Below are 26,251 nucleotides of genomic sequence, written 5' to 3'. Positions count from 1 at the left end.
GGCCGCCACCATAGCGCAGTCCGGCGGCCTTGTTGAGTGCGATAAGCTCAGGGCCTTTGCAAGCAGGCTGAACGCGCCCCATGACATTGCCTCCGACACCAGCTCCACTGCGCATTGGCGAAGGCTGGGATACCCATGCCCTGGTGACCGATCGCCCCCTGATTCTGGGCGGCGTGACGATCCCGCACAGCCACGGCCTGCTGGGCCACTCGGATGCCGATGCGCTGGCCCATGCCATCACCGATGCCCTGCTGGGCGCGGCCGCGCTGGGCGATATCGGCAAGCTCTTTCCCGACACCGCGGCCGAGTTCAAGGGCGCGGACTCGATGGTCTTGCTGGCCGAGGCCTACCGGCGCGTGCGCGCCGAGGGTTGGCTGATCGTCAATCTGGATGCCACCATCGTGGCCCAGGCGCCCAAGATGGCGCCGCATATCCCGGCCATGCGCGCGCGCCTGGCCGAGGTGCTGGGCATCCAGCTGGCGCAAGTCAATGTGAAGGCCAAGACGGCCGAGAAGATGGGGCCGGTGGGCGAGGGCCGCGCGATCGAGGCGCGCGCGGTCTGCCTGCTGAGCGCCGGCTGAGTCCGCTCAGGCGGCGCGACGCAGTCGCAGCACCGTCACCAGGCCGCCATCGCTGGCATTGGCGATGTGCACGAAGCCGCCCAGGCGCTGCACCGATTTCTCCACGATCGCCAGGCCCAGGCCGGCGCCGGTGGCCGAGGTACGCGCGCTGTCGCCGCGGTAGAAGGGCGTGGTCAGGCGCGCCAGCTTGTCCTCGGGCACGCCGGGGCCATGGTCGCGCACCTGCAGCAGGATCTCGCCGCCCTGGGGCTGGGCGCTGATCTCCACCAGCGCCGGCTGACCCTCCTCATGGCCATAGCGGCGCGCGTTCTCGAGCAGGTTCAGCAGCACCCGGCCCAGCTCGGTGTCGTCGGCCCAGACCTTGAGTTCGCGCGGCACCTCGATGCGGATGCGGATCTGGCTCGGATCGCGAAAGCCCTGGGCCTCGCGCTCCACCACGTCGATCAGCGGAAAAGCCTCCAGCGCCAGCTCGGTGGGGCGCGCATAGTCCATGAACTTGCTGATGATGGCGTCGAGCTGGTCGATGTCCTGCGCCATGAACTGGCGCGCCTGCTCGTCGGAGACGCTCATTTCCATTTCCAGGCGCAGCCGCGCCAGCGGCGTGCGCAGATCGTGCGAGATGCCGGCCAGCATCACCGCGCGGTCTTCCTCCAGCTTGGCAAGCTCACGCGCCATGCGGTTGAAGCCCATATTGACCTCGCGGATCTCGCTGGTGCGGGTGGTCTCGTCCAGGCGTGAGTCGTATTCGCCCTCGCGGATGCGGCCGGCCGCCACGCTCAGCTCGCGCAGCGGCTGGTTGATCAGGCGCGCGATCGCCACCGAGCCCAGCAGCGTGGCCATGAAGGCGATCAGCACCCACCACCAGTTGTTGGTGAAGGAGACCGAGAGCGGCTCGGGGCTGGTGCGCAGCCAGAACTGGTCGTCACCGATGCCGAAGCGCACCCACAGGCCGGCGCGCCCGTTCAGGCTGCGTGCCACCACGGTGTTCTGCCCCAGGCGCGCGCGCAGGGCCTGGGCCAGCTGCTTGGCAAAGGGGCTGAGGTCGAAGGCCTGCCATTGGTCGGTGACCTCGGCCACCTCCACCAGCACGTCCTCGCTGGTGAGCGACTTGATCACCGCAACGCGGTTGATGCTGTCGGTATTGGTCAGCGCGATGCGGCTGAGGTTGACCAGGCCGGCCAGCTGGTGCGCCGCCTCGAGCGCGCGCGGCTCGGCCTCCAGCACCTTGAAGGTCTGCTGCCAGGCCAGCACACCGCCGGTGAGCAGAATGGCCAGCAGGGCAAAGGTGCGCCAGAAAAGATTCAGCGCCAGCCGGGGGTGGGGCATCAACTTGCTTCGTCAGGCACGAACACATAGCCCACGCCCCACACCGTCTGGATGTAGCGGGGCTGGGCGGGGTCGGCCTCCAGCAGCTTGCGCAGGCGCGAGATCTGCACGTCCAGGCTGCGGTCGAAGGGCTCGAACTCGCGGCCGCGCGCCAGCTGCGCCAGCTTGTCGCGCGAGAGCGGCTGGCGCGGGTGGCGCACCAGGGCCTTCAGCATCGAGAACTCGCCGGTGGTGAGCGGCAGCGCCTCGCCACCCTTGGAGAGGCGGCGCAGCGCGAGGTCGAACTCGAAGGGCCCGAAGGTCACCGTCATCGGCTCCTTGGAGGGCGCGCCGGGCGCTTCCGGCGGCGGGCGGCGGCGCAGCACCGCGTTGATGCGGGCCAGCAGCTCGCGCGGGTTGAAGGGCTTGGCCAGGTAATCGTCGGCGCCCACCTCCAGGCCGACGATGCGGTCCACCTCCTCAACCTTGGCGGTGAGCATGATGATGGGGGTGTTGTCGTTGCCGCCGCGCAGGCGCCGGCAGATCGACAGGCCGTCCTCGCCGGGCAGCATCAGGTCCAGCACGATCAGGTCCACGGTCTCGCGCGTCAGCTGCTTGTTGAGGGCCTTGCTGTCCTCGGCCAGCAGCACGTCAAAGCCTTCCTGGGTGAGGTAGCGGCGCAGCAGGTCGCGGATGCGGGCGTCGTCGTCCACGACCAGGATGCGATTGGGGCGGGCGTTGCTGCTCATGGCGCGACTCCTGAATTTGTAACAGAGGCATTGTGAGCCGTTTTTTGCCGAGGTCTTGCAGCTCGCAGCAGTCGTTACAGCTTGGTAACACTTGCTTCATCTGGGCCATGGCGGTCAACGGCGGTCAACGGTGGAGAGGGGTCGGGCGCTATGCTGGCTCCGACAGGGCATGCTGCCCGCCAAGGAGGAATATGAACTCGAAGCTTTCCATCGCCGCCACCACCATCACGCTGGCCCTGGCCGCCGGCAGCGCGGCCGCGGCCGAGGCGCCGCGCCGCGACGCCCTCAGCCTGAGTGCCAGCGCCACCGTGGAAGTGCCGCGCGACACGCTCACGGTGCGCTTCGGCATCACCAAGGAGGGCAGCGATGCCGGCCTGGTGCAGAGCCAGCTCAAGCAGGCGCTGGACGCGGCCCTGGCCGAGGCGCGCAAGATCGCCAAGCCCGGCGCGGTGGAGGTGCAGACCGGCAACTTCTCGCTCTATCCGCGCTATGCACCCAAGGGCGGCATCAATGGCTGGCAGGGCTCGGCCGAGCTGCTGGTGGAGGGCAAGGACATGGCCGCGATCGCGCAGCTGACCGGCCGCGTGAGCAGCATGAGCATTGCCAGCGTGGGCTACAGCCTCTCGCGCGAGGCGCGAGAGAAGCAGGAGAGCGACGTGGTGGCGCAGGCGATCGCACGCTACAAGGCCAAGGCGGCCGACTATGCGCGCCAGTTCGGCTACGGCGGCTACCAGATCGGCGAGGTGACGGTGAGCGCCGACAGCAATATGCCGCAGCCCATGGCCGCGCCGATGGCGCGCTTCAAGTCCGCTGCCATGGCCGACGAGGCCCTGCCGGTGGAGGCCGGCAAGGCCAGCGTCAGCGCCACCGTGAGTGGCGTGGTGCTGATGGGGAAGTGAAGCGTTATTGAGCGGTCCAGCCGCCGTCCAGGCTCCAGGCCTGGCCGCGCACATTGGCGGCCGCGTCCGAGCACAGGAAGACGGCCAGTTCGCCGAGCTGCTCGGGCGTGGTGAACTGCAGCGAGGGCTGTTTCTCGGCCAGCAGGCGGCGCTTGGCCTCCGCGTCGTCCACACCGTCGGCGGCGGCGCGTGCGTCCACCTGTTTCTGCACCAGCGGGGTCAGCACCCAGCCGGGGCAGATGGCGTTGACCGTCACCGGGCTGGTGGCGGTCTCCAGCGCCACCGCCTTGGTGAAGCCCACCAGGCCATGCTTGGCCGCCACATAGGCCGATTTCTGCGCGGAGGCCACCAGACCATGCACGGAGGCCAGATTGACGACACGGCCCCAGCCGCGCGCCTTCATGCCGGGCAGGGCCAGGCGGGTGGTGTGGAAGGCCGAGCTGAGGTTGATGGCGATGATGGCGTCCCAGCGCTCGACCGGGAAGTCTTCCACCGGGGCCACATGCTGGATGCCGGCGTTGTTGACGAGGATGTCGCAGCCACCGAACTCGGCATTCACATAGGCCATCATGGCCTCGATCTCGGCCGGCTTGCTCATGTCGGCGCCGTGATAGCCCACCTTTACGCCGAGGGCCGCCACCTGGGCCTTGGGCGCCTCGACATCGCCGAAGCCGTTCAGCACGATACGGGCGCCCTGGCGAGCGAGCGAGAGGGCGATACCCAGGCCGATACCGCTGGTGGAGCCGGTGACGAGGGCGGTCTTGCCATTCAACAACATGAGGATCCTCTGGGCGTTGTTACGATGTCCGTGAAGGATACGAAGTATGGCTGAACCGCTGCTGAAACATGTGCAATGCCTGAGCCCCGCCGGCCTGCACCGCATGGGCTATTGGGAATGGGGCGCGCGCGACAACCCGCGCGTGCTGGTCTGCGTACACGGGCTGTCGCGCCAGGGGCGCGATTTCGATGCCCTGGCCCAGGCGCTGGCGGCGCAGTACCGCGTGATCTGCCCCGATGTGGTGGGGCGCGGCAGTTCCGACTGGCTTGCCAATCCGGCGCTCTACCAGATCCCCACTTACGTGGCCGATATGGTGACCCTGCTGGCGCGCCTGGACGTGGAACAGGTCGACTGGGTGGGCACCTCGATGGGCGGCTTGATCGGCATGGGGCTGGCGGCGCTGCCAGGCAATCCGGTGCGGCGCCTGGTGCTCAACGATGTCGGCCCGGCGATCGAGCCCGATGCGATCAAGCGCATCGGCAGCTACCTGGGCCAGCGCATGGACTTCGCCTCGCTGGAGGAGGGCGCGGCCTATCTGCGCAGCATTTCGGCCGGCTTCGGCCCGCACAGCGAGGCGGCCTGGCTGGCGCTCTCGCGCCCGATGTTCAAACCCGCGGGCAGCGGCGTGCGCCTGCACTACGACCCGCGCATTGCCGAGCCGCTGGCCGCCGTGACGCCGGAACTTGCCGCCGCCGGCGAGGCCATGCTGTGGCGCGCCTATGACGTGTTGCGCTGCCCGACCCTGCTGGTGCGCGGCGCCGACTCGGACCTGCTGTCCGCCGCCACCGCGCAGGCCATGCGCGCGCGCGGCCCCAAGGCCCAGCTGCGTGAGCTGACCGGCGTGGGCCATGCACCGATGCTCAACGACCCCGGGCAGATCGGCCTGCTGAGCGAGTTCCTGTTGGCCGCATGAAGACCGGACTTAGCGCTGTTGCCGAGCATGCGGCACCGATCGTGGCGCTGCTGGATGCCGACGCGCAGGCCGGCCTGCCCCTGGCCCTGCCCAGCAGCCATCCCGACGCCAAGGCCGGCGAATCCAGCCTGCCGGTGCCGCGCGCGCGCGCCTTTGCCGAGCCGCTGCTGAGCGGCCAGCCGCTCGATACCGGCGAAGAGGCGCTGGCCCATGCCGACGGCGTGGCCGCCATCCTGGCGGGCGTGGGCGCCGCGCCGGCGATGCAGGCCGCCGCCTACCTGGTCTATGCGGGCGACTTCCTCAACAAGCCCGAGGAGATCGTCGCCAAGGCCTTCGGCGAGAGCTATGCGAGCCTGGTCACGCACACGCGCAAGCTGGTGCAGATCCAGCGCGCGGCGCGCGAGGCGGTGGTGGGCGAGGAGCAGCTCTCGCAGCAGACCGAGCGCGTGCGCAAGATGCTGCTGGCGTTCTCGCGCGACCTGCGTGTGGTGCTGTTGCGGCTGGCCTCGCGCCTGCAGACGCTGCGTTACTTTGCCGCCAGCAAGCGGGCCTGCCCGCGTGCGCTGGCGGCCGAGTCGCAGCAGGTGTTCGCGCCGCTCGCCAACCGCCTGGGCATCTGGCAGATCAAGTGGGAGATCGAGGATCTCTCCTTCCGCTTCCTCGAGCCCGAGAAATACCGCGAGATCGCCAAGGGCCTGGACGAGAAACGCCTGGAGCGCGAGCAGCATGTGGAGTCCTGCCGGCAGACGCTGCTGACGGGCCTGCAGGGGCAGGGCATCGCGGCCGAGGTGCAGGGGCGGCCCAAACATCTCTACAGCATCTGGAAAAAGATGCAGGGCAAGGACCTGACGCTGGCGCGCGTGTTCGACCTGCGCGCGCTGCGCGTGATCGTGCCTTCGGTGCAGGACTGCTATGCCGCGCTGAGCTATCTGCACGAGCATTACACGCCCATGGCGGGCGAGTTCGACGACTACATCGCCAAGCCCAAGCCGAATGGCTACCAGTCGCTGCACACGGTGGTGGCAGGGGCCGACGGGCGCGTGATGGAGGTGCAGATACGCACGCGCGCCATGCACGAGCATGCCGAGCATGGCGTGGCCGCGCATTGGGCCTACAAGGAGGCCGGCACCAAGGGCTATGCGGGCGTGAGCGCCGCGGGCGAGTTCGAGGAACGCGTGGCCGAGGCGCGCAAGGCGGTGCTGCACCAGCTGCTGGCCTGGGAGCGCGACACCCTGGCGGGCGAGAGCGCGGCGGTGTTCGACGACCGCATCTATGTGTTCACGCCGCAGGCCGCCATCGTCGAGCTGAGCGCCGGGGCCACGCCGATCGATTTCGCCTACGCCCTGCACACGGATCTGGGCCACCGCTGCCGCGGCGCCAAGATCGATGGCGTGATGGTGCCGCTCAACACCGCGCTGAAGAGCGGCCAGACGGTCGAGATCACCGCGCTCAAGGAGGGCGGCCCCTCGCTGGACTGGCTCAACCCCGAGCTGGGCTATCTGCACAGCCAGCGCAGCCGCACCAAGGTGCGCGCCTGGTTCAACGCGCAGGCGCAGGCGCAGACGATTGCCAAGGGCCGCGAGCTGGTGGAGAAGCTGCTGCAGCGCGAGGGCAAGACGGCCATCAAACTGGAGGATCTGGCGGGGCGCCTGGGCTTCAAGCATGCCGACGCCTTGTTCGAGGTCGTGGGCAAGGACGAGTACTCGCTGCGCAATATCGAGCTGCTGCTGCGTCCGCCGGCGCCCGAGCCCGATACCGACGAGATGCTGGCGCAGCGCCGCACCAAGGCCGGCAGCAGCGCGCCCCGGCAGGGGGGTCAGGGAGGTGTGTTGGTGGTGGGCGTCGATTCGCTGCTCACCAATCTGGCGCGTTGCTGCCGGCCCGCGCCGCCCGATGTCATCGCCGGCTATGTGACGCGGGGCAAGGGCGTGGCCATCCATCGCCGCGATTGCAGCAACTTCCGCCAGATGGCGCAGCGCGCGCCCGAGCGCGTGATCGCGGTGGCCTGGGGGGAGGGCGGCGAGAAGAAGGGCCTGCTCTATCCGGTCGACGTGATCGTCGAGGCTTCGGTGCGCGCGGGCCTGCTGCGCGATGTGCTGGAAGTGTTCGCGAAGGAGAAGATGAATGTCACCGCGGTGAACACCCAGTCCGCCAAGGAGCTGCGCGGCGACACCGCCTGGATGAGCTTCACCGTCGAGGTGGCCGACTCGGCCCGCCTGGCCCAGGTGCTGCGTGCGGTGGCCCAGGTGAACGGGGTACGCGGCGCGCGCCGCAAATGAATGCGATGGATGAGTGCATGTTTCTGGACGACTCGAAAATGCGTGCTATACTGCGAAGCTCTTCAGGCGCGTAGCTCAGTTGGTTAGAGCACCACCTTGACATGGTGGGGGTCGTTGGTTCGAATCCAATCGCGCCTACCAAATTTGGTAGGTACACCCTAGTACACGGAAGCCCGGTAACTCAGCGAGTTGCCGGGCTTTTTGCTTTGCGCTGAGGTGGCCGACTTCTGCGGGCTTGCGCCGATATTGGGCGCGCCGGGCCTCGTACACAATGCGGGCGTGACTCAGCCGCACCATCCGCCACCGCACATCCCCTACGGCCACGGACTTCTGCCCTGGGTGCTGGGCCTCTTGTTCGCGGTGCTGCCCTGCCTGACCGCGCCCGCCGGGGCGGCGCCGGCGCGCTGGTCGGCGCTGGTGCAGACCAGCTTCCAGCATCTGCGCCAGGAGCAGGGCCTGCCCAACGAGATCGCGACCTCGGTGGCCCAGGACGGCGATGGCTTTCTGTGGGTGGGCACCCTGGCCGGGCTGGCGCGCTGGGACGGCTACCGCTTCCGCGTTTACAAGGCCGATCCCAAGCAGCCCACGGCGCTGCCCGATAACTTCATCCAGACCTTGCATGCCGATGCGGCCGGCCGGCTCTGGATCGGCACCAGCGGCGCGGGCCTGGTGCGCTACGAGCGTGCCAGCAACAGTTTCACCACCCTCCCGGTGGGCCAGGCCGGGCTCAGCCATGTGAGCGTCAACAGCATCATCGACGATGGCAACGGCGGGCTCTGGGTGGGCACCAACGCGGGCCTGGACCATGTGGACGCCACCAGCTCGGCGGTGCAGCGCCTGTCCGGGGAAGCGGCCGGCCTGTCCGGCTTGCAGGTGCTGAGTCTGTTGCGCAGCCGCGATGGCGGTCTGTGGGTCGGTACCGAGGAGGGCTTGTTCAGGCGCGAGGTGCGTGCGCCGCGCTTTGCCGCCGTGCCCCTGCCCAGCGGCGGGCCGCAGCCGCGGACCCTCAGTCTGTACGAAGACAGCCTGGGCCAGGTCTGGATAGGCACGGCCCAGCATGGCGCCTTCAAGATGGCGCGCGCCGACGCCGCGGCAGTGCCGTTGCGCAGCAGTGCTGCGCAGCCCCAGGCGGCCGCGCTCGGCAGCGAGCCGGTGACGGGCATCATCGAAGCCCGGCCGGGCGAGATCTGGCTGGGCACGCTGACGCGGGGCATTCAGGTGGTGGACCTGGCCACCGCGCAGACGCGTCACATCCGCCACCTGCCCAGCCTGCCGGTGAGCCTGGCGGACAACGCGGTGCGCGGTTTTCACCGCGACCGTTCGGGGCTGGTCTGGGTGGCCAGCAACCGCGGCCTGAGCCGCCACGATCCCGGCCAGGCGGCCGTGCTCACCATGTACGGTGCGCCGCCCTGCGCGCCGCAGCTGCGCTGCGATGCGGGTGAGCAAGCCGCCAGCAACGAGGTCAGCTGGATCTTGCCGGTCGGCCCGGACCGCTTCTGGCTGGGCACGCACAAGCGCGGCGTCGAGATCATCGACAGCAGCGGCGCCTTGGTGGCGGCCTTGCGGCCGGATGCGCGGCGGCCGGAACGGGCGCTGCCGGCAGACATCGTGCTGGCCCTGGAGCTGGGCGGCGATGGACAGGTCTATATCGCCACCAAGCGCGGGCTTTACCGCGCCGCCGCCGACGGCAGCCGCATCAGCCGGGTGCAATGGCCCGGCCGCGATCCGGCCGCGTCCACCTGGACCCTGTTGGCCGAGGGCGGCAAGCTCTGGATCGGCGGGCAGAGCGACGGCCTGTGGTCGCTCGACCTGCGCAGCGGTCAGGCCCGCCTGGAGCTGCGCGGGCGCGGCCAGCGCCTCAGCGACGAGCGCATCGTTGTTTTGGCGCGCGCGGCCGCCGGCGGCATCTGGATCGGCACGCGCAATGGCCTGAACCACCTTGAGCCCGGGACCGGCGTGGTCCGCCCCGTGCCGCTGGACGTTGGCAACACGGGCGCGCAGCCCAGTGCCGGCTTCATCACCGCGCTCTATACCGACCGCCAGCAACGGCTCTGGGTCGGCACCTATGGCGGTGGCATCAAGTTGCTGGAGCCGGATGGGCAACAGCGCCGCATCGGGCTGGCCGAGGGCTTGCCGGACGAGACCGTCAACGCCCTGCTGGAGGATGGCCAGGGCCAGTTGTGGGTCAGCACCGACAACGGCCTGGCGCGCATCCATCCCAAGACCCTGGAGGTGCGGGCCCTGCGGCGCGCCGAGGGCGTTGAATTCCAGACCTACTGGACCGGCTCGGCGGCGCGCAGCAGCGAGGGCGAGTTGCTGTTCGGCGGCGCCGGCGGCATGACCATCGTGCGGCCCGCGCATGTGCAGCCCTGGAGCTACCGGCCGCCGCTGGTGATCAGCGAGCTGCATGCGGGCGGGCGGCAGCTGGTGGCGGGCAGCCTGCTGCGCGGCATCGGGCCGGCGCAGCAGGCCGAGTTGTCCAGCTTGGAGATACAGCCGGACGCGAACAGCTTTGCGGTGGAGTATGCGGCGCTCGATTACTCGGCGCCGGATCGCAACCGCTATGCCCATCGCCTGCTGGGCTTTGACCGCGACTGGATCGCCAGCGACGCCACCCGCCGCCTGGCCAGCTACACCAACCTGCCACCCGGCCAGTACCAGCTGCAGCTGCGCGGCTCCAACCGCGACGGCGCCTGGAGCGAGGCGGTGCTGAGCCTGCCGATCCGCGTGCTGCCGGCCTGGCATCAGACGCTCTGGTTCAAGCTGCTGGTGCTGCTGCTCCTGCTGCTGACCGTGGTGGCGGTGGTGCAGCTGCGTACGCGCTGGCTGCGCAGGCGCCAGCGCGAGCTCGAGCTCAAGGTGAGCGAGCGCACGGCCGCGCTGGAGCAGGTCTCGCGCGCGCTGGAGGAGAAATCGCGCGTGCTGGAGCTGGCCAGCATCAGCGACCCGCTTACCGGCCTGCACAACCGGCGTTTCCTGGCCGAGCATATCGAGGCCGAAATCGCCGCCAGTCAGCGGCGCGCGCGCGAGGCGGCGCTGACCGCGGTGCCGCAGCCGGTGGATACCGACAGCCTGTTCTTTCTGATCGACATCGATCACTTCAAGCAGGTCAACGACGAGTACGGCCACGCCGCCGGCGACGCGGTGCTGGTGCAGTTCGGGCGGCGCCTGCGCACGGTGCTGCGCGAGTCGGATCATCTGGTGCGCTGGGGTGGAGAGGAATTCCTGGCGGTGGCGCGCGATACCAACCGCCTGCGCGTGCAGGAGCTGGCCGAGCGCCTGCGCAGCGTGGTGGTGGAAAGCCCCTTTGTGCTGGACGATGGCCGCCGGCTGGCCATCACCTGTTCGATCGGCTTTGCCTGCCTGCCCTTTGTGGATGCCGATCCGCGCGCGCTGGGCTGGCAGGACGTGGTGCGGCTGGCCGATCTGGCCCTGCTGACCGCCAAGCGTTCCGGGCGCAATGCCTGGGTCGGCCTGGTCGCGGGCCGGGGCCTGCAGGAGCGCGGCAGCGCCGACGCCCTGATGGTGCGTGCGCAGACCGATTTGCAGGCCTGCGTGCGCCAGGGTGAGCTGCAGGTCTACAGCTGCCGCGATGAAGCCCTGGTGCTGGCGGCGCTGCGGCGCCCGCCGGCGGAATGGCGCGAGGCGGCGCTGCCCGCCTGATGAGCGAACTCCGCGCAATGCTGTGGTCGCGCAGGGGTAAACCCGTCAGCCCCGCGTGGCGGCGACTCCTAGAATCTGCGCGCATACAGCAAGATTTTCCCTGGGAGTTTTCATGGTTACTGCCCGTCGCGGCAAGTCTGCCTCTGCAGAAGGCACACCGGCGGCTGCCGGCCCGCGCGTACTCAAGAAGTACCCGAACCGCCGCCTCTACGACACCCATACCAGCAGCTACATCACCCTCAGCGATGTCAAGAAGATGGTGCTGGAGGGCATTGCCTTCGAGGTGCGCGACGCCAAGACGGCCGAGGACCTGACGCGTTCCATCCTGCTGCAGATCATCCTGGAGGAGGAGACCGGTGGCATGCCGATGTTCACCACCCAGCTGCTGGAGCAGATCATCCGCTTCTATGGCAATGCGATGCAGGGCGTGATGGGCGCCTATCTGGAAAAGAACATGCAGACCTTCGGCGAGCTGCAGAGCAAGTTCACCGAGCAGAGCAAGGGGCTGCCCTTCAGCCCCGAGCTGTGGTCGCAGTTTCTCAGCGGCCAGTCGCCGGTGATGCAGGGCCTGATGGGCAACTATGTCGAGCAGTCCAAGAACCTGATCGAACAGATGACCGAGCAGATGCAGAAGGCCTTCCCCGGTATGCCTGGCATGCCGGGATTTCCGCCCAAGAAATAGCAGCGCCGGTCGGGGCTGAGATAATCGCGGGATGAATGAAGCACCCGTCCAGAACTCCGCCCCCAAGATCGGCTTCGTCAGCCTGGGCTGCCCCAAGGCGCTGACCGACTCCGAGCTCATCCTCACGCAGCTGCGTGCGGAGGGGTATGAAACCTCCAAGACCTTTGCCGGTGCCGATCTGGTGATCGTCAACACCTGCGGCTTCATCGACGACGCGGTGAAGGAGAGCCTAGACACCATCGGCGAGGCCCTGGCCGAGAACGGCAAGGTCATCGTCACCGGCTGCCTGGGCGCCAAGGCCGGTCATGCCAGCTCGGACGCCGGCAGCCTGGTGCGCGAGATGCATCCCAGCGTGCTGGCCGTGACCGGCCCGCATGCCACGCAGGAGGTGATGGACGCGGTGCACACCCATGTGCCCAAGCCCCACGATCCCTTCATCGATCTGGTGCCCGAGGCACGCGGCGTGGCCGGCATCAAGCTCACGCCCAAGCATTACGCCTATCTGAAGATCAGCGAGGGCTGCAACCACCGCTGCAGCTTCTGCATCATCCCCAGCATGCGCGGTGACCTGGTCTCGCGCCCGATCGGCGACGTGCTGAACGAGGCGCGCGCGCTGTTCGAGTCGGGCGTGAAGGAGCTGCTGGTGGTGAGCCAGGACACCAGCGCCTATGGCGTGGACGTCAAGTACCGCATGGGTTTCTGGGATGGCAAGCCGGTCAAGACCCGCATGCTGGACCTGGTGGCGCAGATGGGCGAGCTGGCCAAGCAATATGGTGCCTGGGTGCGCCTGCACTACGTCTACCCGTATCCCCATGTGGACGAGGTGCTGCCGCTGATGGCCGAAGGACTGGTGCTGCCCTATCTGGACGTGCCCTTCCAGCATGCCCACCCGGACGTGCTCAAGCGGATGAAGCGCCCCGCCAATGGCGAGAAGAATATGGAGCGCATCCTGCGCTGGCGCGAGAGCTGCCCGGACATCGTGATCCGCTCCACCTTCATCGCCGGCTTCCCCGGCGAGACCGAGGCCGAATTCCAGTACCTGCTGGACTTCATGCAGGAAGCGCAGATCGACCGCGCCGGCTGCTTCGCCTACTCGCCGGTGGAGGGCGCCAGCGCCAACGAGCTGGACGGTGCCTTGCCCGAGGCCGTGCGCGAGGAGCGCCGTGCCCGCTTCATGGAAGTGGCCGAGCGGGTTTCCGCCGCCAAGCTGGCGCGCCGTGTCGGCGCCACCATGCAGGTGCTGGTTGATTCCGCCCCGGCCCTGGGCCGCAAGGGTGGGGTGGGGCGCTCCTACGCCGACGCGCCGGAGATCGACGGCACCGTGCGCCTGCTGCCGCCCGAGAAGGCCAGCAAGCAACTCAAGGTGGGTGAGTTCACGCGTGCGCGCATCGTCGCCACCGAAGGCCATGACCTGATCGCCATGCCCATATGAGCGAGCAGCAGCAGCGCGACAAGCAGCCGCAGGCCGTCAGCACCCAGCAGATCCACCACCCCTATCGGGCGCCGGAGGGTTGGGAGGCGGTGCCGGTGGGCGTCTACAAGGCCTCGACGGTGCTGTTCAAGAACACCGCCGACCTGCGCACCCCGCGCCCGCGCGATGGCCACAGCTACCGCTACGGCCTGCATGGCACACCCACCAGCTACACCCTGGCGGCGCGCCTGGCCACGCTGGAGCATGCCGAGCATTGCCTGCTGGTGCCCAGCGGCCTGGCGGCCGTGACCCTGGTGAGCCTGGGCCTGCTGCGCCCCGGCGACGAGGTGCTGGTCCCGGACAATGTCTACGGCCAGAACCGCTATCTGAGCGAGTCCTTCCTGCCGCAGTTCGGCATCACGCACCGCTTCTACGATCCGCTCGACGCGGCCGGGTTCAAGGCCCTGCTGGGGCCGCAGACCAAGCTGGTCTGGCTGGAGGCGGCGGGCTCGATCACGCTGGAATTCCCCGATCTGATCGGCCTCCTGCAGGCCTGCAAGTCGCACGGCGTGCTGACCGCGATGGACAACACCTGGGGGGCAGGTCTTGCCTTCAATGCCTTCGAGATCGCACCGCAAAGCCATGCTGGCCTGGGTTGCGACATCGTCATGCAGGCGCTTACCAAATACCCTTCGGGCGGCGCCGATGTGCTGATGGGCTCGGTCTGCACCCGCGATCTGGCCCTGCACGAGCGCCTCAACCATGCGCACGAGCACCTGGGCTACGGCCTGGGCCAGAACGATGTGGAGCTGGTGCTGCGCGGCCTGCCCACGCTGGAGCTGCGCTACCGGGCCCAGGATGCCTGCACGCGCGCGCTGGCGGCGTGGATGCAGGCGCGGCCCGAGGTGGCGCGGGTGCTGCATCCCGCCTTGCCCGGCTCGCCGGGGCACGAGCATTGGCTGCAGACCAGTTCGGCCGGCGCGGCCTGCCTGTTTTCCGTGGTGTTCAAGCCGCAGTACGGCCAGCGCGAGGTCGATGCCTTCGTGGATGCGCTGCGACTCTTCGGCATCGGCTATTCATGGGCCGGCCCGATGAGCCTGGCCGTGCCCTACGACATGAGCCGCAGCCGCGCGCTGGGCCTGCCCTATGCCGAGGGGCAGATCGTGCGCTTCGCGATCGGCCTGGAGGCCGAGGCCGATCTGCGCGCCGACCTGGAGCGGGCGCTCTCAGTCCTTGCCTGAGCGCTTGTTGGACGGCACGGCGTGCCGCATCAAGCGGCCCTTTTCGCGCTCCCAATCGCGCTTCTTCTCGGTCTCGCGCTTGTCGTGCAGGTCCTTGCCCTTGGCCAGGGCGATGTCGCACTTCACGCGCCCGCCCTTGTAATGCAGGTTCAGCGGCACCAGGGTGAAGCCCTTCTGTTCCACCTTGCCGATCAGGCGCCGGATTTCCTCCTTCTTCATCAACAGCTTCTTGGTGCGGTCGGCCAAGGGGTTGACGTGGGTGGAGGCGGTGCGCAGCGGGTTGATGCGGCAGCCGATCAGGAACAGCTCGCCGTCGCGGATCATCACGTAGCCGTCGGTCAGCTGGACCTGGCCGGCACGCACCGCCTTGACCTCCCAGCCCTCCAGCACCATGCCGGCCTCGAACTGTTCTTCAATGTGATATTCGAATCGGGCGCGGCGGTTTTCAGCAATCGACATGGGGCTCAATCTGGGGGCAGGAATGGGGCGGTCGGCCCCAATACAATCCAGCCATTGTATGAAGCACGTCAAGAAATCCGTTCTGCTCTGGTACTCGCCGCGCGAGATGTACGAGTTGGTGACGGCCGTCACCCGCTATCCGGAGTTCCTGCCCTGGTGCGAACGCGCCGAGGTCAGCGACGAACATGAGGCCGGCATGACGGCTAGGCTGGGCCTGGCCTATGCCGGGGTGCGCCATGCCTTCACCACCCGCAATACCCACGAGGCGCCGCATCGCGTGCAGATGAGCCTGGTGGATGGGCCGTTCTCCTCGCTGGACGGCGTGTGGAGCTTTCTGCCCCTGGGCAAGCCGGGCGGCGAGGGCGAGCAACTCGCCTGCAAGATCGAGTTCGAGCTCAGCTATGCCTTCTCCAGCATGGCGCTGGAGGCGGTGGTGAGCCCGGTGTTCGACCGCATCGCCAACACCTTTGTCGACAGCTTTGTGCAGCGTGCCGAGGCGGTCTATGGGCCACGCTGAGGGCGAGCGCTTCGCGGTCGAACTGGTGTGGAGCCCGGCCCGCGGCGATGTGCGGCATTGCCTGCTGCAGCTGAGCGCCGGCACCACGCTGGAGCAGGCCCTGCGCGGCTGCGGCGAGCTCGACGCCGCGCTGCTCGAGCAGCTGCCCACGCTGAAGATCGGCATCTGGGGCAGGCTGCAGGCGCTCGACACGCCGCTGCGCGCGCGCGACCGCATCGAGATCTATCGCCCGCTCACCGTCGATCCCAAGGAGGCGCGGCGCGAACGCTACCGCGCCAAGGGCGAGCGCATCGTCTCGCGGCACCGGCCGCTGGCCGGCAAGACCTCGCGTTGAACTCGCGCTGACCCTGCGCTGATCGTCAGCGCGCGCAATCCACCGCGATGATGGCGCGTGCGCGCTTGGTTTCTTCGGCGCGCTGCTGATCGTCCAGGAACACGCGTTCGCCGCGCTCGTCCTTGCGACTGATGCGCACACCGTCTTCCAGCAGGCGCAACTGGCCCTGCGCGGTCTTGCAGTTCTCGGCCTTCTGGGCCTTCAGCTTGCGATCCTCTTCGACGCGCTGCGCGGCCTGCTCCTGTTCCTGCTTCTTGCGTGCGGCCGCATCGGGGTCGGGTCTTGCGGGGGTGCTCGCCGCGGCCGCCGGGGCGCTGGCGGCATTGGCAGCGCCGGTGCCCACCGGCGTCACGACGATGCGCTGGCGCTGGTTGACCGGGCGCTGCAGGATGTCCTTCTCCGCCACGCCGGGCGGCGGGGGCAGGTCGCTGTACTGCACATTGCCACGGGCATCGCGCCACTTCCACTGCGCCTGCGCCGTGCCCGCCAGGGCCAGCAGAGCCAGGCAGACGATGAGGCGGTAGAACCCGGCCGGCGGGTTGGAAATACGCGGTGCGGACATGGGCGCCATCGGGGTGCGAAAGGAGGGACTCAGTGTAGCGCCGCCGGCCCCTTGCAGGGCCGGCCGGAGGTGTTGCCAAATGTCCGCAGCCATGCCCGCCGGACGCCTCGCGCCGAACTCCGTATAATGCCGCTTTGCGTCTGGAGCTTCCCTCATGCGCCTTCTAGGAAAAGCGCTCACCTTCGATGATGTGTTGTTGGTGCCAGCGTTCTCCCAGGTGTTGCCTCGCGACACCAGCCTTGCGACCCGTCTGTCGCGCAATATCCAACTGAACCTGCCGCTCGTGTCCGCCGCCATGGACACGGTCACCGAGGCGCGTCTGGCCATCGCCATCGCGCAAGAGGGTGGCATCGGTATCGTCCACAAAAACCTCTCGGCCGAGCAACAAGCCCGTGAAGTGGCGCGCGTGAAGCGCTACGAATCGGGTGTGGTGCGCGAGCCCTTCACCATCACCCCCAGCGCCACCGTGCGCGAGGTGGTGGAGCTCTCGCGCCTGCATGGCGTGTCGGGCTTCCCGGTGCTGGACGGCAAGAAGGTGGTGGGCATCGTCACCGGCCGCGACCTGCGTTTCGAGACCCGCATGGATGTCGCGGTGCGCGAGATCATGACGCCGGCCGAACGCCTCATCACCGTCAAGGAGGGCGCCTCGCTGGAGCAGGCCAAGGCCTTGATGCACAAGCATAAGCTGGAGCGCGTGGTGGTCGTCAACGACGCCTTCGAGCTGCGCGGCCTGATGACGGTGAAGGACATCACCAAGCAGACCAGCTTCCCCAACGCCGCACGCGATGCCCAGGGCAAGCTGCGCGTGGGTGCCGCGGTGGGCTTCGGTGACGACACCGAAGAGCGCGTCAGCCTGCTGGTGAAGGCCGGCGTGGACGCGCTGATCGTCGATACCGCGCACGGCCACAGCGCCGGCGTGCTGGAGCGCGTGCGCTGGGTGAAGCAGAACTTCCCCGGCGTGGACGTGATCGGCGGCAATATCGCCACCGGCGCGGCCGCGCTGGCCCTGGTGGAAGCCGGCGCCGATGGCGTCAAGGTCGGCATCGGCCCGGGCTCGATCTGCACCACCCGCATCGTCGCCGGTGTGGGCGTGCCCCAGATCACCGCCATCGACAACGTCGCCACCGCGCTGCGCGGCACCGGCGTGCCGGTGATCGCCGACGGCGGCGTGCGCTTCTCGGGCGACCTGGCCAAGGCCATCGCCGCGGGCGCCGACTGCGTGATGATGGGCGGCGCCTTTGCCGGCACCGAAGAAGCCCCCGGCGACCTGATCCTCTACCAGGGCCGCAGCTACAAGAGCTACCGCGGCATGGGCTCGATGGGTGCGATGGCCAAGGGCTCGGCAGACCGCTACTTCCAGGACACCTCGGCCAACAACCCCAACACCTCCAAGCTGGTGCCCGAGGGTATCGAGGGCCAGGTGCCCTACAAGGGCTCGGTGGTGCAGGTCATCTTCCAGATGGCCGGTGGCCTGAAGGCCTCGATGCATTACTGCGGTTGCGCCACCATCGCCGACATGCAGAACAAGGCGGAGTTCGTGGAGATCACCTCGGCGGGCATGCGCGAAAGCCATGTGCACGATGTGCAGATCACCAAGGAAGCGCCGAACTACCGCTCTGAATAAGCGCTAGCCGCTTGACGAACGGGGCCTAGTGCCCCGTTCCTCACTTAAGGAAATCATCGCAGTGAGTGACTCCGCAGCAGCTGGCCTACCCGCGAAGCGCGCCGCCGGCATGGGCTTCATCATGGTCACGGTGCTGATCGACATGATCGCCATCGGCCTCATCATCCCGGTGCTGCCGCCGCTGGTGGGGACCTTCACCGGCTCGCAGGCTGACCACGCCTTCTGGTACGGCGTGGTGGCCTTTGCCTTCGGCTTTGCCAATTTCCTGGGCTCGCCCATCCTGGGCGCGCTGTCCGACCGCTACGGCCGCCGGCCGGTGCTGCTGATCGGCTTCTGCGGCCTGGCGCTGAGCTTCTTCGTCACCGCCATGGCCACCGCGCTGTGGATGCTGATTGCGGTGCGCCTCGTGAGCGGCGCGATGCAGAGCAATGCCGCGGTGGCGAATGCCTATGTGGCCGACATCTCCGCCCCCGAGGAGCGCGCCAAGCGCTTCGGCATGCTGGGCGCGGCCTTCGGCCTGGGCTTCATCCTGGGCCCGGTGATGGGCGGGCTGCTGGGCGCCATCAATCTGCACCTGCCCTTTGTGGTGGCGGGCTGCCTGGCGCTGACGAATTGGTTGTACGGCTTCTTCGTGCTGCCCGAGTCGCTCAAGCCCGAGAGCCGCCGGCCCTTCAGCTGGCGCCAGGCCAATCCGGTGGCCTCGCTCAAGAAGCTGGCCTCGCTCAAGGGCGTGGGCCCGCTGGTCTATGTGATCGGCCTGTCGGCGCTGGCGCAGTTCATCCTGCACAGCAGCTGGGTGCTCTACACCAGCTTCAAGTTCGGCTGGGGCCCCAAGGAGAACGGCTGGTCGATGTTCGCGGTGGGCGTGATGTCGGTGCTGGTGCAGGGCTTTCTGCTCACCAAGCTGCTGAAAGTGTTCTCCTCCGAGCGCCTCGCCATGCTGGGCCTGATCTCCTCGGTGCTGGCCTTTGCCGGCTGGGGCGCGGCCAGCGAGGGCTGGATGATGTATGCGGTGATCGCCTGCAATCTGCTCGGCTTTGCCGCCAGCGCCGCCATCCAGGGCATGATTTCCAATGCCGCCGATGCCAAGACCCAGGGCCAGACCATGGGCGCCGTGGCCTCGCTGAACAGCCTGATGGCGGTGTTCGCCCCCGTCATCGGCGCGGGCCTGCTGGGCCTGGTGTCCGAGCTGCCCAAGGGCGACTGGCGCATCGGCGCGCCGTTCTACTTCTGCGCGCTGCTGCAAGCCTGCGCGCTCTTCTTTGCATGGCGGCATTTCCACCGCGTGCATGTGTCGGGCCCCGCGGCGGCTGCCAATGCGGCCGCGGCCCCCTCCGCCTCAGTTACCAAGCCTTGAGAGTTGCCACGCCATGCATGACAAGATCCTGATCCTCGATTTCGGTTCCCAGGTCACCCAGCTGATCGCGCGCCGCGTGCGCGAGGCCCATGTGTTCTGCGAGATCCACCCCAACGATGTGTCGGATGAGTTCATCCGCGGTTTCGCACCCAAGGCCATCATCCTCTCCGGCAGCCATGCCTCCACCTACGAAGACCACGAACTGCGCGCGCCGCAGGCGGTGTGGGACCTGGGCGTGCCGGTGCTGGGCATCTGCTACGGCATGCAGACCATGGCGGTGCAGCTGGGCGGTTCGGTGGCCTGGAGCGACCACCGCGAGTTCGGCTATGCCGAGGTGCGCGCCCATGGCCACACCAAGCTGCTGAACGGCATCGAGGACTTCGCCACGCCCGAGGGCCACGGCATGCTCAAGGTCTGGATGAGCCATGGCGACAAGGTCGCCACGCTGCCGCCCGGCTTCAAGCTGATGGCCTCCACGCCCAGCTGCCCGATCGCCGCCATGGCGAACGAGGAGAAGGGCTACTACGCGGTGCAGTTCCACCCCGAGGTCACGCACACGCTGCAGGGCCAGGCGCTGCTGACGCGCTTTGTGCGCGACATCGCCGGCTGCAAGGGCGACTGGATCATGGGCAGCTATATCGACGAGGCCGTGGCCAGGATCCGCGAGCAGGTCGGCGATGAGGAGGTCATCCTGGGCCTCTCCGGCGGCGTGGACTCCTCGGTGGCCGCGGCCCTGATCCACCGCGCCATCGGCGACCAGCTCACCTGCGTGTTCGTCGACCATGGCCTCTTGCGCCTGAACGAGGGCGATATGGTGATGGACATGTTTGCCGGCAAGCTGCATGCCCATGTCATCCGCGTCGATGCCAGCGAGCTCTTCCTGGGCCAGTTGGCCGGTGTCACCGACCCGGAACAGAAGCGCAAGATCATCGGCGGCCTGTTCGTCGACGTGTTCAAGGCCGAGGCCGCCAAGCTCAAGGCCGGTGACAAGGGCCACAAGGGCGCGACCTTCCTGGCCCAGGGCACCATCTACCCCGATGTGGTGGAAAGCGGTGGCACCAAGACCAAGAAGGCCACCACCATCAAGAGCCACCACAACGTCGGCGGCCTGCCCGAGCAGCTCGGCCTGAAGCTCTTGGAGCCGCTGCGCGAGCTCTTCAAGGACGAGGTGCGCGAGCTGGGCGTGGCCCTGGGTCTGCCGCCCGAGATGGTCTACCGCCATCCCTTCCCGGGCCCGGGCCTGGGCGTGCGCATCCTCGGCGAGGTGAAGAAGGAGTACGCGGATCTGCTGCGCCGCGCCGACGCGATCTTCATCGAAGAGCTGCGCAACACCAAGGACGAAGCCAGCGGCAAGACCTGGTACGAACTCACCAGCCAGGCCTTCACGGTGTTCCTGCCGGTGAAGAGCGTGGGCGTGATGGGCGACGGCCGTACCTACGATTACGTGGTGGCGCTGCGCGCGGTGCAGACCAGCGACTTCATGACCGCCGACTGGGCCGAGCTGCCCTACAGCCTCCTGAAGCGCACCTCGGGCCGCATCATCAACGAGGTGCGCGGCATCAACCGCGTGACCTACGACGTTTCGAGCAAGCCTCCCGCCACGATCGAGTGGGAGTGATGGCTTAGCCGGAACCGGAGTCGGTGATGGACGAGGGCACACCGCGTCCCACCGACCGTCTGTTCTTCGCGCTGCGCCCGGATGCCGCGGCCGTCGCGCGCATCGCCGCGCTGCAGCAGCGCCTGCGCGCCGAGCATGGCCTGCGCGGCCGCGCCAATCGGCCCGAGCATTTCCATCTCACGCTGCGCATGGTGGGAGATTTCTGGGGCCTGCCGCCGGCGCTGGTCGAGGCCCTGTGTGCGCAGGCTGCCCGGCTGCGCATGCCGCCGCTGCAGCTGGTGCTGGACCAGGCCCTGAGCTTTCAAAGCGGTCGGCGGCGGCGCAACTTCCCCTTCGTGTTGCTGGCCGGCGAGCCGCTGGCGCCGCTGCGGCAGTTCCAGGGCGAGCTGGAGCGGGCCTTGGTCGCGATGGGCCTGGCGCCCGCGCCGGGTAGCTTCACGCCCCACCTCACGCTGGGCTATGACGACCGCGCGGTGGCGCCTCAGCCGATCACGCCGCTGCCTTGGCGGGCCGACGAGTTCCTGCTCATCCACAGCCTGATCGGCCGCCGCACCCACCGGGTGCTGGGGCGCTGGCCCGCAACAACAGCCTGTTAGGTGGTCAGCTTGAACACGGCCGCCGCGCCGACGAGCTCCTGGGCCTGAGCCTGCAGGCTCTCCGCCGCCGCCGCGCTTTCCTCCACCAGGGCGGCGTTCTGCTGCGTGGTCCGGTCCATCTGGCTGACCGCCTCGCCCACCTGCGAGACGCCGGTGCTCTGCTCGGCGCTGGCGGTGCTGATCGCCGCGACGATTTCGGAGACGCGCTTGATCGAGGCCACCACCTCGGTCATGGTGCTGCCGGCCTGGTCCACCAGCACCGTGCCTTGCTCCACCCGCTCGACGCTGGCCGAGATCAGGCCCTTGATCTCCTTGGCCGCCTGCGCGCTGCGCTGCGCCAGGCTGCGCACCTCGCTGGCCACCACCGCGAAGCCGCGCCCCTGCTCGCCGGCGCGTGCGGCTTCCACTGCGGCATTCAGGGCGAGGATGTTGGTCTGGAAGGCGATGCTGTCGATGGTGCCGATGATGTCGGCGATCTGTTTGCTGCTGTTGTTGATGTCGCGCATGGTGTCCACCACCTGGCTCACCACGCTGCCGCCGGCTACCGCCACGGTCGAGGCGTCGTGGGCCAGCTGGTTGGCCTCCTTGGCGTTGTCGGCGTTCTGCTTGACGGTGGCGCCCAGCTGCTCCATCGCGGCGGCGGTCTGCTCCAGCGCGCTGGCCTCCTGCTCGGTGCGGCTGGAGAGGTCGTTGTTGCCCTGGGCGATCTGGTGCGAGGCCGTGGCCACGCTGTCGGCGCTCTGGCGCACCTTGCCGACGATGTGGCTCAGCTGCGCGTTCATGTCGGCCAGAGCCTGCATCAGCTGGCCGATCTCATTGCTGCCGCGCACCGTCACCACCACGCTGAGGTCGCCCACCGCGGCGGCGCGCGCCACCTGCACCGCCTCCTTGATCGGCAGGGTGATGCTGCGCACGATCGCCACCGACAGCGCTACCGAGGCCGCCATCAGCAGGCTCAGCGCCAGCAGGATGAGCAGGCGGGTACGCTGCAGGCCGCTGGCGCGCTGCTCCAGCTGCTGGGTGAGCAGGTCGGAGGCCTGGGCATTGAAGGCGTAGACCGCGTCGATGGTGTCGGTGACGTTCTGGAAGTACTCGGGGGCGGCGAGCTTCAGCTCGCTGGCGTCGATCACCTCCTGCTTGGCCAGGCTCAGGGTCTTGCTGACCTGGGCCTTCAGGGCCTCGGCCTTGCTGCCGAGGGCGGCCTTCAGCTCGGGGCTGCCCTTGGTGGCCTTGCCCAGCTCGATGAACTGGGTGTTCAGGTATTCCTGGGCGCGCAGCTGCAGCGCATGCAGGGCCAGCTTGCCCTCGGGCGGCACGCTGCCGGCGGTCAGGTACATGCTGCCCTGGGCGCGCAGCAGGCCCAGCCGCTCGGTCAGGCCGGGCGCCTGCACAAAGCTGGCCATCACCAGCGCGTAGAGCTCGGGCTTGGCCTCCAGGCTCAGCGCAAATTCATCCAGCATGCCGTCGCCCAGCGCCATCAGCTGTTCGATCAGCTGGGTGTGCTGGACCGAGCTCTCCATCGGCTTGAGCGAGCGCCCGGCCACCGCCTGCTCCAGGCCGGCGAAGCCGCGCTTGCGCTCGGCCGCGGCCGCTTGCAGCGAGCTCGAGGCGCCGGCGGTCTGCAGGCTGGCTTCCAGCTGCGCATAGGCCTTGGCCAAGGCTTCGGCGGTCTGCGGCCGCTTGGCCGCCAGCGTCTCGTTGCCGGCCAGCATGCTGGCCGAGAGGCCGCGGTGCTGCTGCGTCATGCGTATCACCTGCTGCAGCGCCATCACCGGCGCGGCCCCGCGGGCTTCCAGCTGGGCGGTGGCAATCTCGCCCGAGCTCTGCTTCAGGTACAGCAGGGTCGGCAGATTGATCATCACCAGGGCGACGACGCCGAGCAGCAGGAATTTTCGAGCCAGGCTCAGCTGGTGCATGAACGAAGACATGGGTGGCCTCATCAGGTGATCGCGGACATGCCGGCAGGGCGGCAGATTCTTCAGTCAGCGATTGTTCGGGGCGCCGGCGCGAGCGCGCTTGATATAAGCCAAGAACGGCCCGGGTAAACCCGTGAACTTATGCCGCCCCCGGCGGGCTATTGGCGCGCCATTGCGCCGGCGTGCAGTCGAACCAGGCGCGGAAGGCATGGTTGAAGCTGCTCTGCTGGCGAAAGCCCAGCAGAAAGGCCACCTCGGTGAGCGAGAGCCCGGGCTCGCGCAGATAGCGCTGCACCAGCTCGCGCCGGGTCTGGTCCACCAGCTCGCTGAAGGGCGGGCTGCCGGCCTCGGCCAGCTTGCGCTGCAGCGAGCGGGTGGAGAGCTGCAGGGCCGCCGCCACCTCGGCCACCGAGGCGCGTTCATGCATCAGCTGGGCCTGGATGCGCTCGCGCACCTGGCCAATGATGGCCGGGCTCTGCGTGTCGCGTGTGCGCGAGCGCAGGCGCTCGTGCGCCAGCCGCTCCAGCGCCGGGAACAGGCTGGTATCGGCATTGGGGATCTGGGCGTCCAGCAGCTGGGCCGGAAAACGCAGCTCGTTGGCCTCGGCCTGGAAGCGCACCGGCACGCCGAGCAGTGACTCATAGTCGGCCTGGCTCAGGGCGGCAGGCCGGGCGTGGGTGAATGCAATATCCACCCCTGGCAGATCGCGGCCCGCCAGCCAGACCGCAAAGCTGCGTATGCCCACCAGCACGCTTTCCGCCAGGTGGCGGCCGCCCGGCAGGTCCAGCCAGGGCGAATGCCAGCGATAGCTCGCCAGCGGCCCTTGCTCCACGATCTCCGAGCGACCCAGGTCGTGCGCCAGGCCCTCGAAGCGGCAGGTCTGCGCTGCCGCGGTGCGGAAGTCGGCACAGGTGCACAGCACCAGGCCATAGCCGGCAAAGGTGGCCAGGCGCATGCGCTCGCCCACCTGCAGGCCGAAGGCCGGCTCGCCCAGTTGCGTGGCGGCGCTGTCCAGCAGGGTCAGGTATTGCCTGACGCTGAGCGTGGCCTGTGCTGCCTGGGGCAGGTCACAACAGGCCTGCAGGGCCGCCATGTCGGCGCCGAGTTCGCGCGCGGTCTCCAGCGCCGTGGCGGCATAGGCGCCGGCGACGCGGGCGTGTTCAAGAGAGGGCAGGCCATGCACAGACATGGCCCGCAGTATGGCTCAGGGGCGTAGCACCTTTTGCAGCTGCGCATAGAGCGGCTCCAGCCGCTTGTACATGCGCAGATAGGTGCCGCGGTAGAGCTCGTCGTAGAGCCGGCGATGCGCCGGGTTGGGCTCGAACTGGCGGCCGATGCGCGTCATTGCCGCCACCGCGCTGGCGTAGTCGCTGTGCAGGCCCAGGCCCACGGCGCTGGCGATGGCCGCGCCCAGGCCCGAGGTCTCGAAGGTGTGCGGGCGCGCCGCCGGCAGGCCGAAGATGTCGGCGGTGAGCTGCATCGCGGCGTCCGACTGCGCGCCGCCGCCCGAGACGCGCAGCTGGGTGATGGGCACGCCGCTGCGCTTCTCGATGCGCTCCTTGCCCTCGCGCAGCGCATAGGCCAGGCCCTCGAGGATGGCGCGGTAGAGATGGGCGCGGGTGTGCACGTCGGAGAAGCCGATGATGGCGCCGCGCGCGTCCGGCCCGGGGTGCCGGATGCCGGGGGTCCAGTAGGGCTGCAGCATCAGGCCCTGCGAGCCCGGCGGCACGGCCGCCACGAGCCGGTCGAACAGGGTCTCCACCGCCACGCCGGCGGCCTCGGCCTGGGCCAGTTCGGGGTGGCCGAACTGCTCCTTGAACCAGCGCACCAGCCAGAAGCCGCGGAAGATCTGCACCTCGCAGTTGTACTGGCCCGGCAGCAGGGCCGGGTAGGGCGGGATGAAGGGCAAGGCCTCGACATAACGCGGCGTGGTGATGTCCACCGTGGCGGTGGTGCCGTAGGAGATGGCGGCGATGTCGGGCGTGATGGCGCCGGCGCCGACGATCTCGCAGGCCTTGTCGGCCGCGCCCGCCAGCACCGGCAGGCCCTGCGGCAGGCCGGTGGCCTCGGCGGCCGCGCGCGACAGCCCGGCGATGGTTTCGCCCACCGGCAGCAGCTCGGGCAATTGCTCGCGCCGCACCGCCAGGGCCTGCCATTTCCAGTCCCAGTCCGGCGCCCAGCGCTGGCCCTTGAAGTCGAAGGGCAGATAGCCCACCTGCGAGGCGATCGAATCCGCATAGCGGCCGGTGAGCTTGTAGTTGAGCCAGCCCGACACCAGCAGCACCTTGTGGGTGCGCGCCAGCAGCTCGGGCTCGTGCTCGGCCATCCAGTTGAGCTCGGCCTCGTGGTTGAAGTAATCGATGGTGTCGCTCACGCCGGCGAGGCGGAAGGCGCTGCGCCACAGCGCATTGATCGGCCGGCTGCGCGTGGCGCGGCGCTGGTCCAGCCAGGTGATGGCGGGGCGCAGCGGCACGCCGCCCGCGTCCACCGGCACCAGGGTGCCGCGCTGGGTGGTGACGGCCATGCCCTTGAGGCGGGGCAGGGCCTCGGGGTGCGCGGCCAGCAGCTGCCGGCAGACCAAGGCGCTGGCCTGCCAGAAGCCCTCGGCCTCATGCTCATGCCAGCCCTCGTGATGGCTGATGTAGTCGCTGAAGGCATGCTGGGCCTTGCCCAGGATGTTGCCGCGCAGATCGATCAGCAGGGCGCGCACGCTTTGCGTGCCCAGATCCAGGGACAGCAGCAGGGGCTCGGTGGTTGTGCTCATGGG

General features: G+C 68.7%; 22 protein-coding genes and 1 tRNA gene. 15 read left to right on the top strand and 8 right to left on the bottom strand.

Going from position 1 to position 26,251, the window contains the following annotated elements:
* The first annotated feature begins 80 nt into the window (after nt 1–80).
* On the top strand, nt 81–581 hold the full coding sequence (ispF, locus tag AC3WQY_RS07715) for a 2-C-methyl-D-erythritol 2,4-cyclodiphosphate synthase (RefSeq protein WP_285231522.1): 501 nt from the start codon (nt 81–83) through the stop codon (nt 579–581).
* Between the two features lie 6 nt (nt 582–587).
* On the opposite strand, the gene AC3WQY_RS07710 is transcribed toward ispF, so the two are convergent.
* A complete protein-coding gene (locus AC3WQY_RS07710) occupies nt 588–1,907 on the bottom strand; it encodes an ATP-binding protein (protein ID WP_492707180.1) in 1,320 nt (439 codons plus the stop codon).
* The gene (gene ompR, locus AC3WQY_RS07705) at nt 1,907–2,635 is read right to left on the bottom strand and encodes an osmolarity response regulator transcription factor OmpR (RefSeq protein WP_285231524.1); all 729 of its coding nucleotides are present in this window, start codon (nt 2,633–2,635) and stop codon (nt 1,907–1,909) included. Before ompR ends, AC3WQY_RS07710 begins: the two co-directional genes overlap by 1 nt.
* Before the next feature lie 191 nt (nt 2,636–2,826).
* On the opposite strand from ompR, the gene AC3WQY_RS07700 reads away from it, so the two are divergent.
* Nucleotides 2,827–3,534, top strand: a complete 708-nt coding sequence (locus AC3WQY_RS07700; protein ID WP_285231525.1) for an SIMPL domain-containing protein — start codon at nt 2,827–2,829, stop codon at nt 3,532–3,534.
* A 4-nt stretch (nt 3,535–3,538) separates the two neighbouring features.
* Here the strand turns inward: AC3WQY_RS07700 and AC3WQY_RS07695 are convergent, their stop codons facing one another.
* Nucleotides 3,539–4,312 (bottom strand): 3-hydroxybutyrate dehydrogenase, encoded by a 774-nt coding sequence (locus AC3WQY_RS07695; protein WP_492707177.1) that lies wholly within the window; start codon nt 4,310–4,312, stop codon nt 3,539–3,541.
* A gap of 46 nt (nt 4,313–4,358) precedes the next feature.
* On the opposite strand from AC3WQY_RS07695, the gene AC3WQY_RS07690 reads away from it, so the two are divergent.
* From AC3WQY_RS07690 to AC3WQY_RS07660, 7 genes are all read left to right on the top strand, one after another.
* Nucleotides 4,359–5,225: an alpha/beta fold hydrolase gene (locus AC3WQY_RS07690; RefSeq protein ID WP_492707175.1), complete on the top strand. Its 867-nt coding sequence runs from the start codon at nt 4,359–4,361 to the stop codon at nt 5,223–5,225.
* A complete protein-coding gene (locus AC3WQY_RS07685; RefSeq protein WP_492707173.1) occupies nt 5,222–7,504 on the top strand; it encodes a RelA/SpoT family protein in 2,283 nt (760 codons plus the stop codon). Before AC3WQY_RS07690 ends, AC3WQY_RS07685 begins: the two co-directional genes overlap by 4 nt.
* A gap of 64 nt (nt 7,505–7,568) precedes the next feature.
* A tRNA-Val gene (locus tag AC3WQY_RS07680) sits at nt 7,569–7,645 on the top strand.
* Nucleotides 7,646–7,783: 138 nt separating this feature from the next.
* Complete coding sequence (locus AC3WQY_RS07675; RefSeq protein ID WP_492707171.1) at nt 7,784–11,167, top strand: two-component regulator propeller domain-containing protein; 3,384 nt, start codon at nt 7,784–7,786, stop codon at nt 11,165–11,167.
* A gap of 112 nt (nt 11,168–11,279) precedes the next feature.
* Nucleotides 11,280–11,849, top strand: a complete 570-nt coding sequence (gene phaR / locus AC3WQY_RS07670; protein ID WP_285231543.1) for a polyhydroxyalkanoate synthesis repressor PhaR — start codon at nt 11,280–11,282, stop codon at nt 11,847–11,849.
* Nucleotides 11,850–11,880: 31 nt separating this feature from the next.
* A complete protein-coding gene (rimO, locus tag AC3WQY_RS07665; RefSeq protein ID WP_492707169.1) occupies nt 11,881–13,281 on the top strand; it encodes a 30S ribosomal protein S12 methylthiotransferase RimO in 1,401 nt (466 codons plus the stop codon).
* Nucleotides 13,278–14,501 carry a PLP-dependent transferase gene (locus AC3WQY_RS07660; protein ID WP_492707167.1) on the top strand — a complete coding sequence of 408 codons (1,224 nt, stop codon included), beginning with the start codon at nt 13,278–13,280 and terminating at the stop codon, nt 14,499–14,501. Before rimO ends, AC3WQY_RS07660 begins: the two co-directional genes overlap by 4 nt.
* On the opposite strand, the gene smpB is transcribed toward AC3WQY_RS07660, so the two are convergent.
* Nucleotides 14,487–14,960, bottom strand: coding sequence for an SsrA-binding protein SmpB (gene smpB, locus AC3WQY_RS07655; protein WP_285231548.1), 474 nt, complete (start codon nt 14,958–14,960; stop codon nt 14,487–14,489). The genes AC3WQY_RS07660 and smpB overlap by 15 nt on opposite strands.
* Nucleotides 14,961–15,018: 58 nt before the next feature.
* On the opposite strand from smpB, the gene AC3WQY_RS07650 reads away from it, so the two are divergent.
* Together AC3WQY_RS07650 and AC3WQY_RS07645 are read left to right on the top strand one after the other, a co-directional pair.
* On the top strand, nt 15,019–15,477 hold the full coding sequence (locus AC3WQY_RS07650) for a type II toxin-antitoxin system RatA family toxin (protein WP_285231550.1): 459 nt from the start codon (nt 15,019–15,021) through the stop codon (nt 15,475–15,477).
* The gene (locus tag AC3WQY_RS07645) at nt 15,464–15,811 is read left to right on the top strand and encodes an RnfH family protein (RefSeq protein ID WP_492707164.1); all 348 of its coding nucleotides are present in this window, start codon (nt 15,464–15,466) and stop codon (nt 15,809–15,811) included. Before AC3WQY_RS07650 ends, AC3WQY_RS07645 begins: the two co-directional genes overlap by 14 nt.
* A 25-nt stretch (nt 15,812–15,836) precedes the next feature.
* Here the strand turns inward: AC3WQY_RS07645 and AC3WQY_RS07640 are convergent, their stop codons facing one another.
* Entirely contained in the window at nt 15,837–16,373 is a 537-nt protein-coding gene (locus AC3WQY_RS07640; RefSeq protein ID WP_492707162.1) for a DUF4124 domain-containing protein, read from the bottom strand.
* A 154-nt stretch (nt 16,374–16,527) separates the two neighbouring features.
* Between AC3WQY_RS07640 and guaB the strand changes: the two genes are divergently transcribed.
* From guaB to thpR, 4 genes are all read left to right on the top strand, one after another.
* Entirely contained in the window at nt 16,528–17,997 is a 1,470-nt protein-coding gene (gene guaB, locus AC3WQY_RS07635) for an IMP dehydrogenase (RefSeq protein ID WP_285231553.1), read from the top strand.
* A gap of 61 nt (nt 17,998–18,058) precedes the next feature.
* The gene (locus AC3WQY_RS07630; RefSeq protein ID WP_285231554.1) at nt 18,059–19,354 is read left to right on the top strand and encodes an MFS transporter; all 1,296 of its coding nucleotides are present in this window, start codon (nt 18,059–18,061) and stop codon (nt 19,352–19,354) included.
* A gap of 13 nt (nt 19,355–19,367) precedes the next feature.
* Nucleotides 19,368–20,972 carry a glutamine-hydrolyzing GMP synthase gene (gene guaA / locus AC3WQY_RS07625; protein ID WP_285231555.1) on the top strand — a complete coding sequence of 535 codons (1,605 nt, stop codon included), beginning with the start codon at nt 19,368–19,370 and terminating at the stop codon, nt 20,970–20,972.
* A gap of 26 nt (nt 20,973–20,998) precedes the next feature.
* Nucleotides 20,999–21,568, top strand: a complete 570-nt coding sequence (gene thpR, locus AC3WQY_RS07620; protein WP_492707159.1) for an RNA 2',3'-cyclic phosphodiesterase — start codon at nt 20,999–21,001, stop codon at nt 21,566–21,568.
* On the opposite strand, the gene AC3WQY_RS07615 is transcribed toward thpR, so the two are convergent.
* From AC3WQY_RS07615 to AC3WQY_RS07605, 3 genes are all read right to left on the bottom strand, one after another.
* Entirely contained in the window at nt 21,565–23,496 is a 1,932-nt protein-coding gene (locus tag AC3WQY_RS07615; RefSeq protein WP_492707157.1) for a methyl-accepting chemotaxis protein, read from the bottom strand. The genes thpR and AC3WQY_RS07615 overlap by 4 nt on opposite strands.
* A 127-nt stretch (nt 23,497–23,623) precedes the next feature.
* A complete protein-coding gene (locus AC3WQY_RS07610; RefSeq protein ID WP_492707155.1) occupies nt 23,624–24,673 on the bottom strand; it encodes an AraC family transcriptional regulator in 1,050 nt (349 codons plus the stop codon).
* Nucleotides 24,674–24,688: 15 nt separating this feature from the next.
* Entirely contained in the window at nt 24,689–26,248 is a 1,560-nt protein-coding gene (locus AC3WQY_RS07605) for an FGGY-family carbohydrate kinase (protein WP_285231559.1), read from the bottom strand.
* Between the last annotated feature and the right edge of the window lie 3 nt (nt 26,249–26,251).

This window comes from Roseateles sp. FW301-B2 (assembly GCF_058788955.1).
The sequence above is the reverse complement of the archived record's forward strand: the minus strand, read 5'-3'. Positions and strand labels throughout refer to the sequence as shown.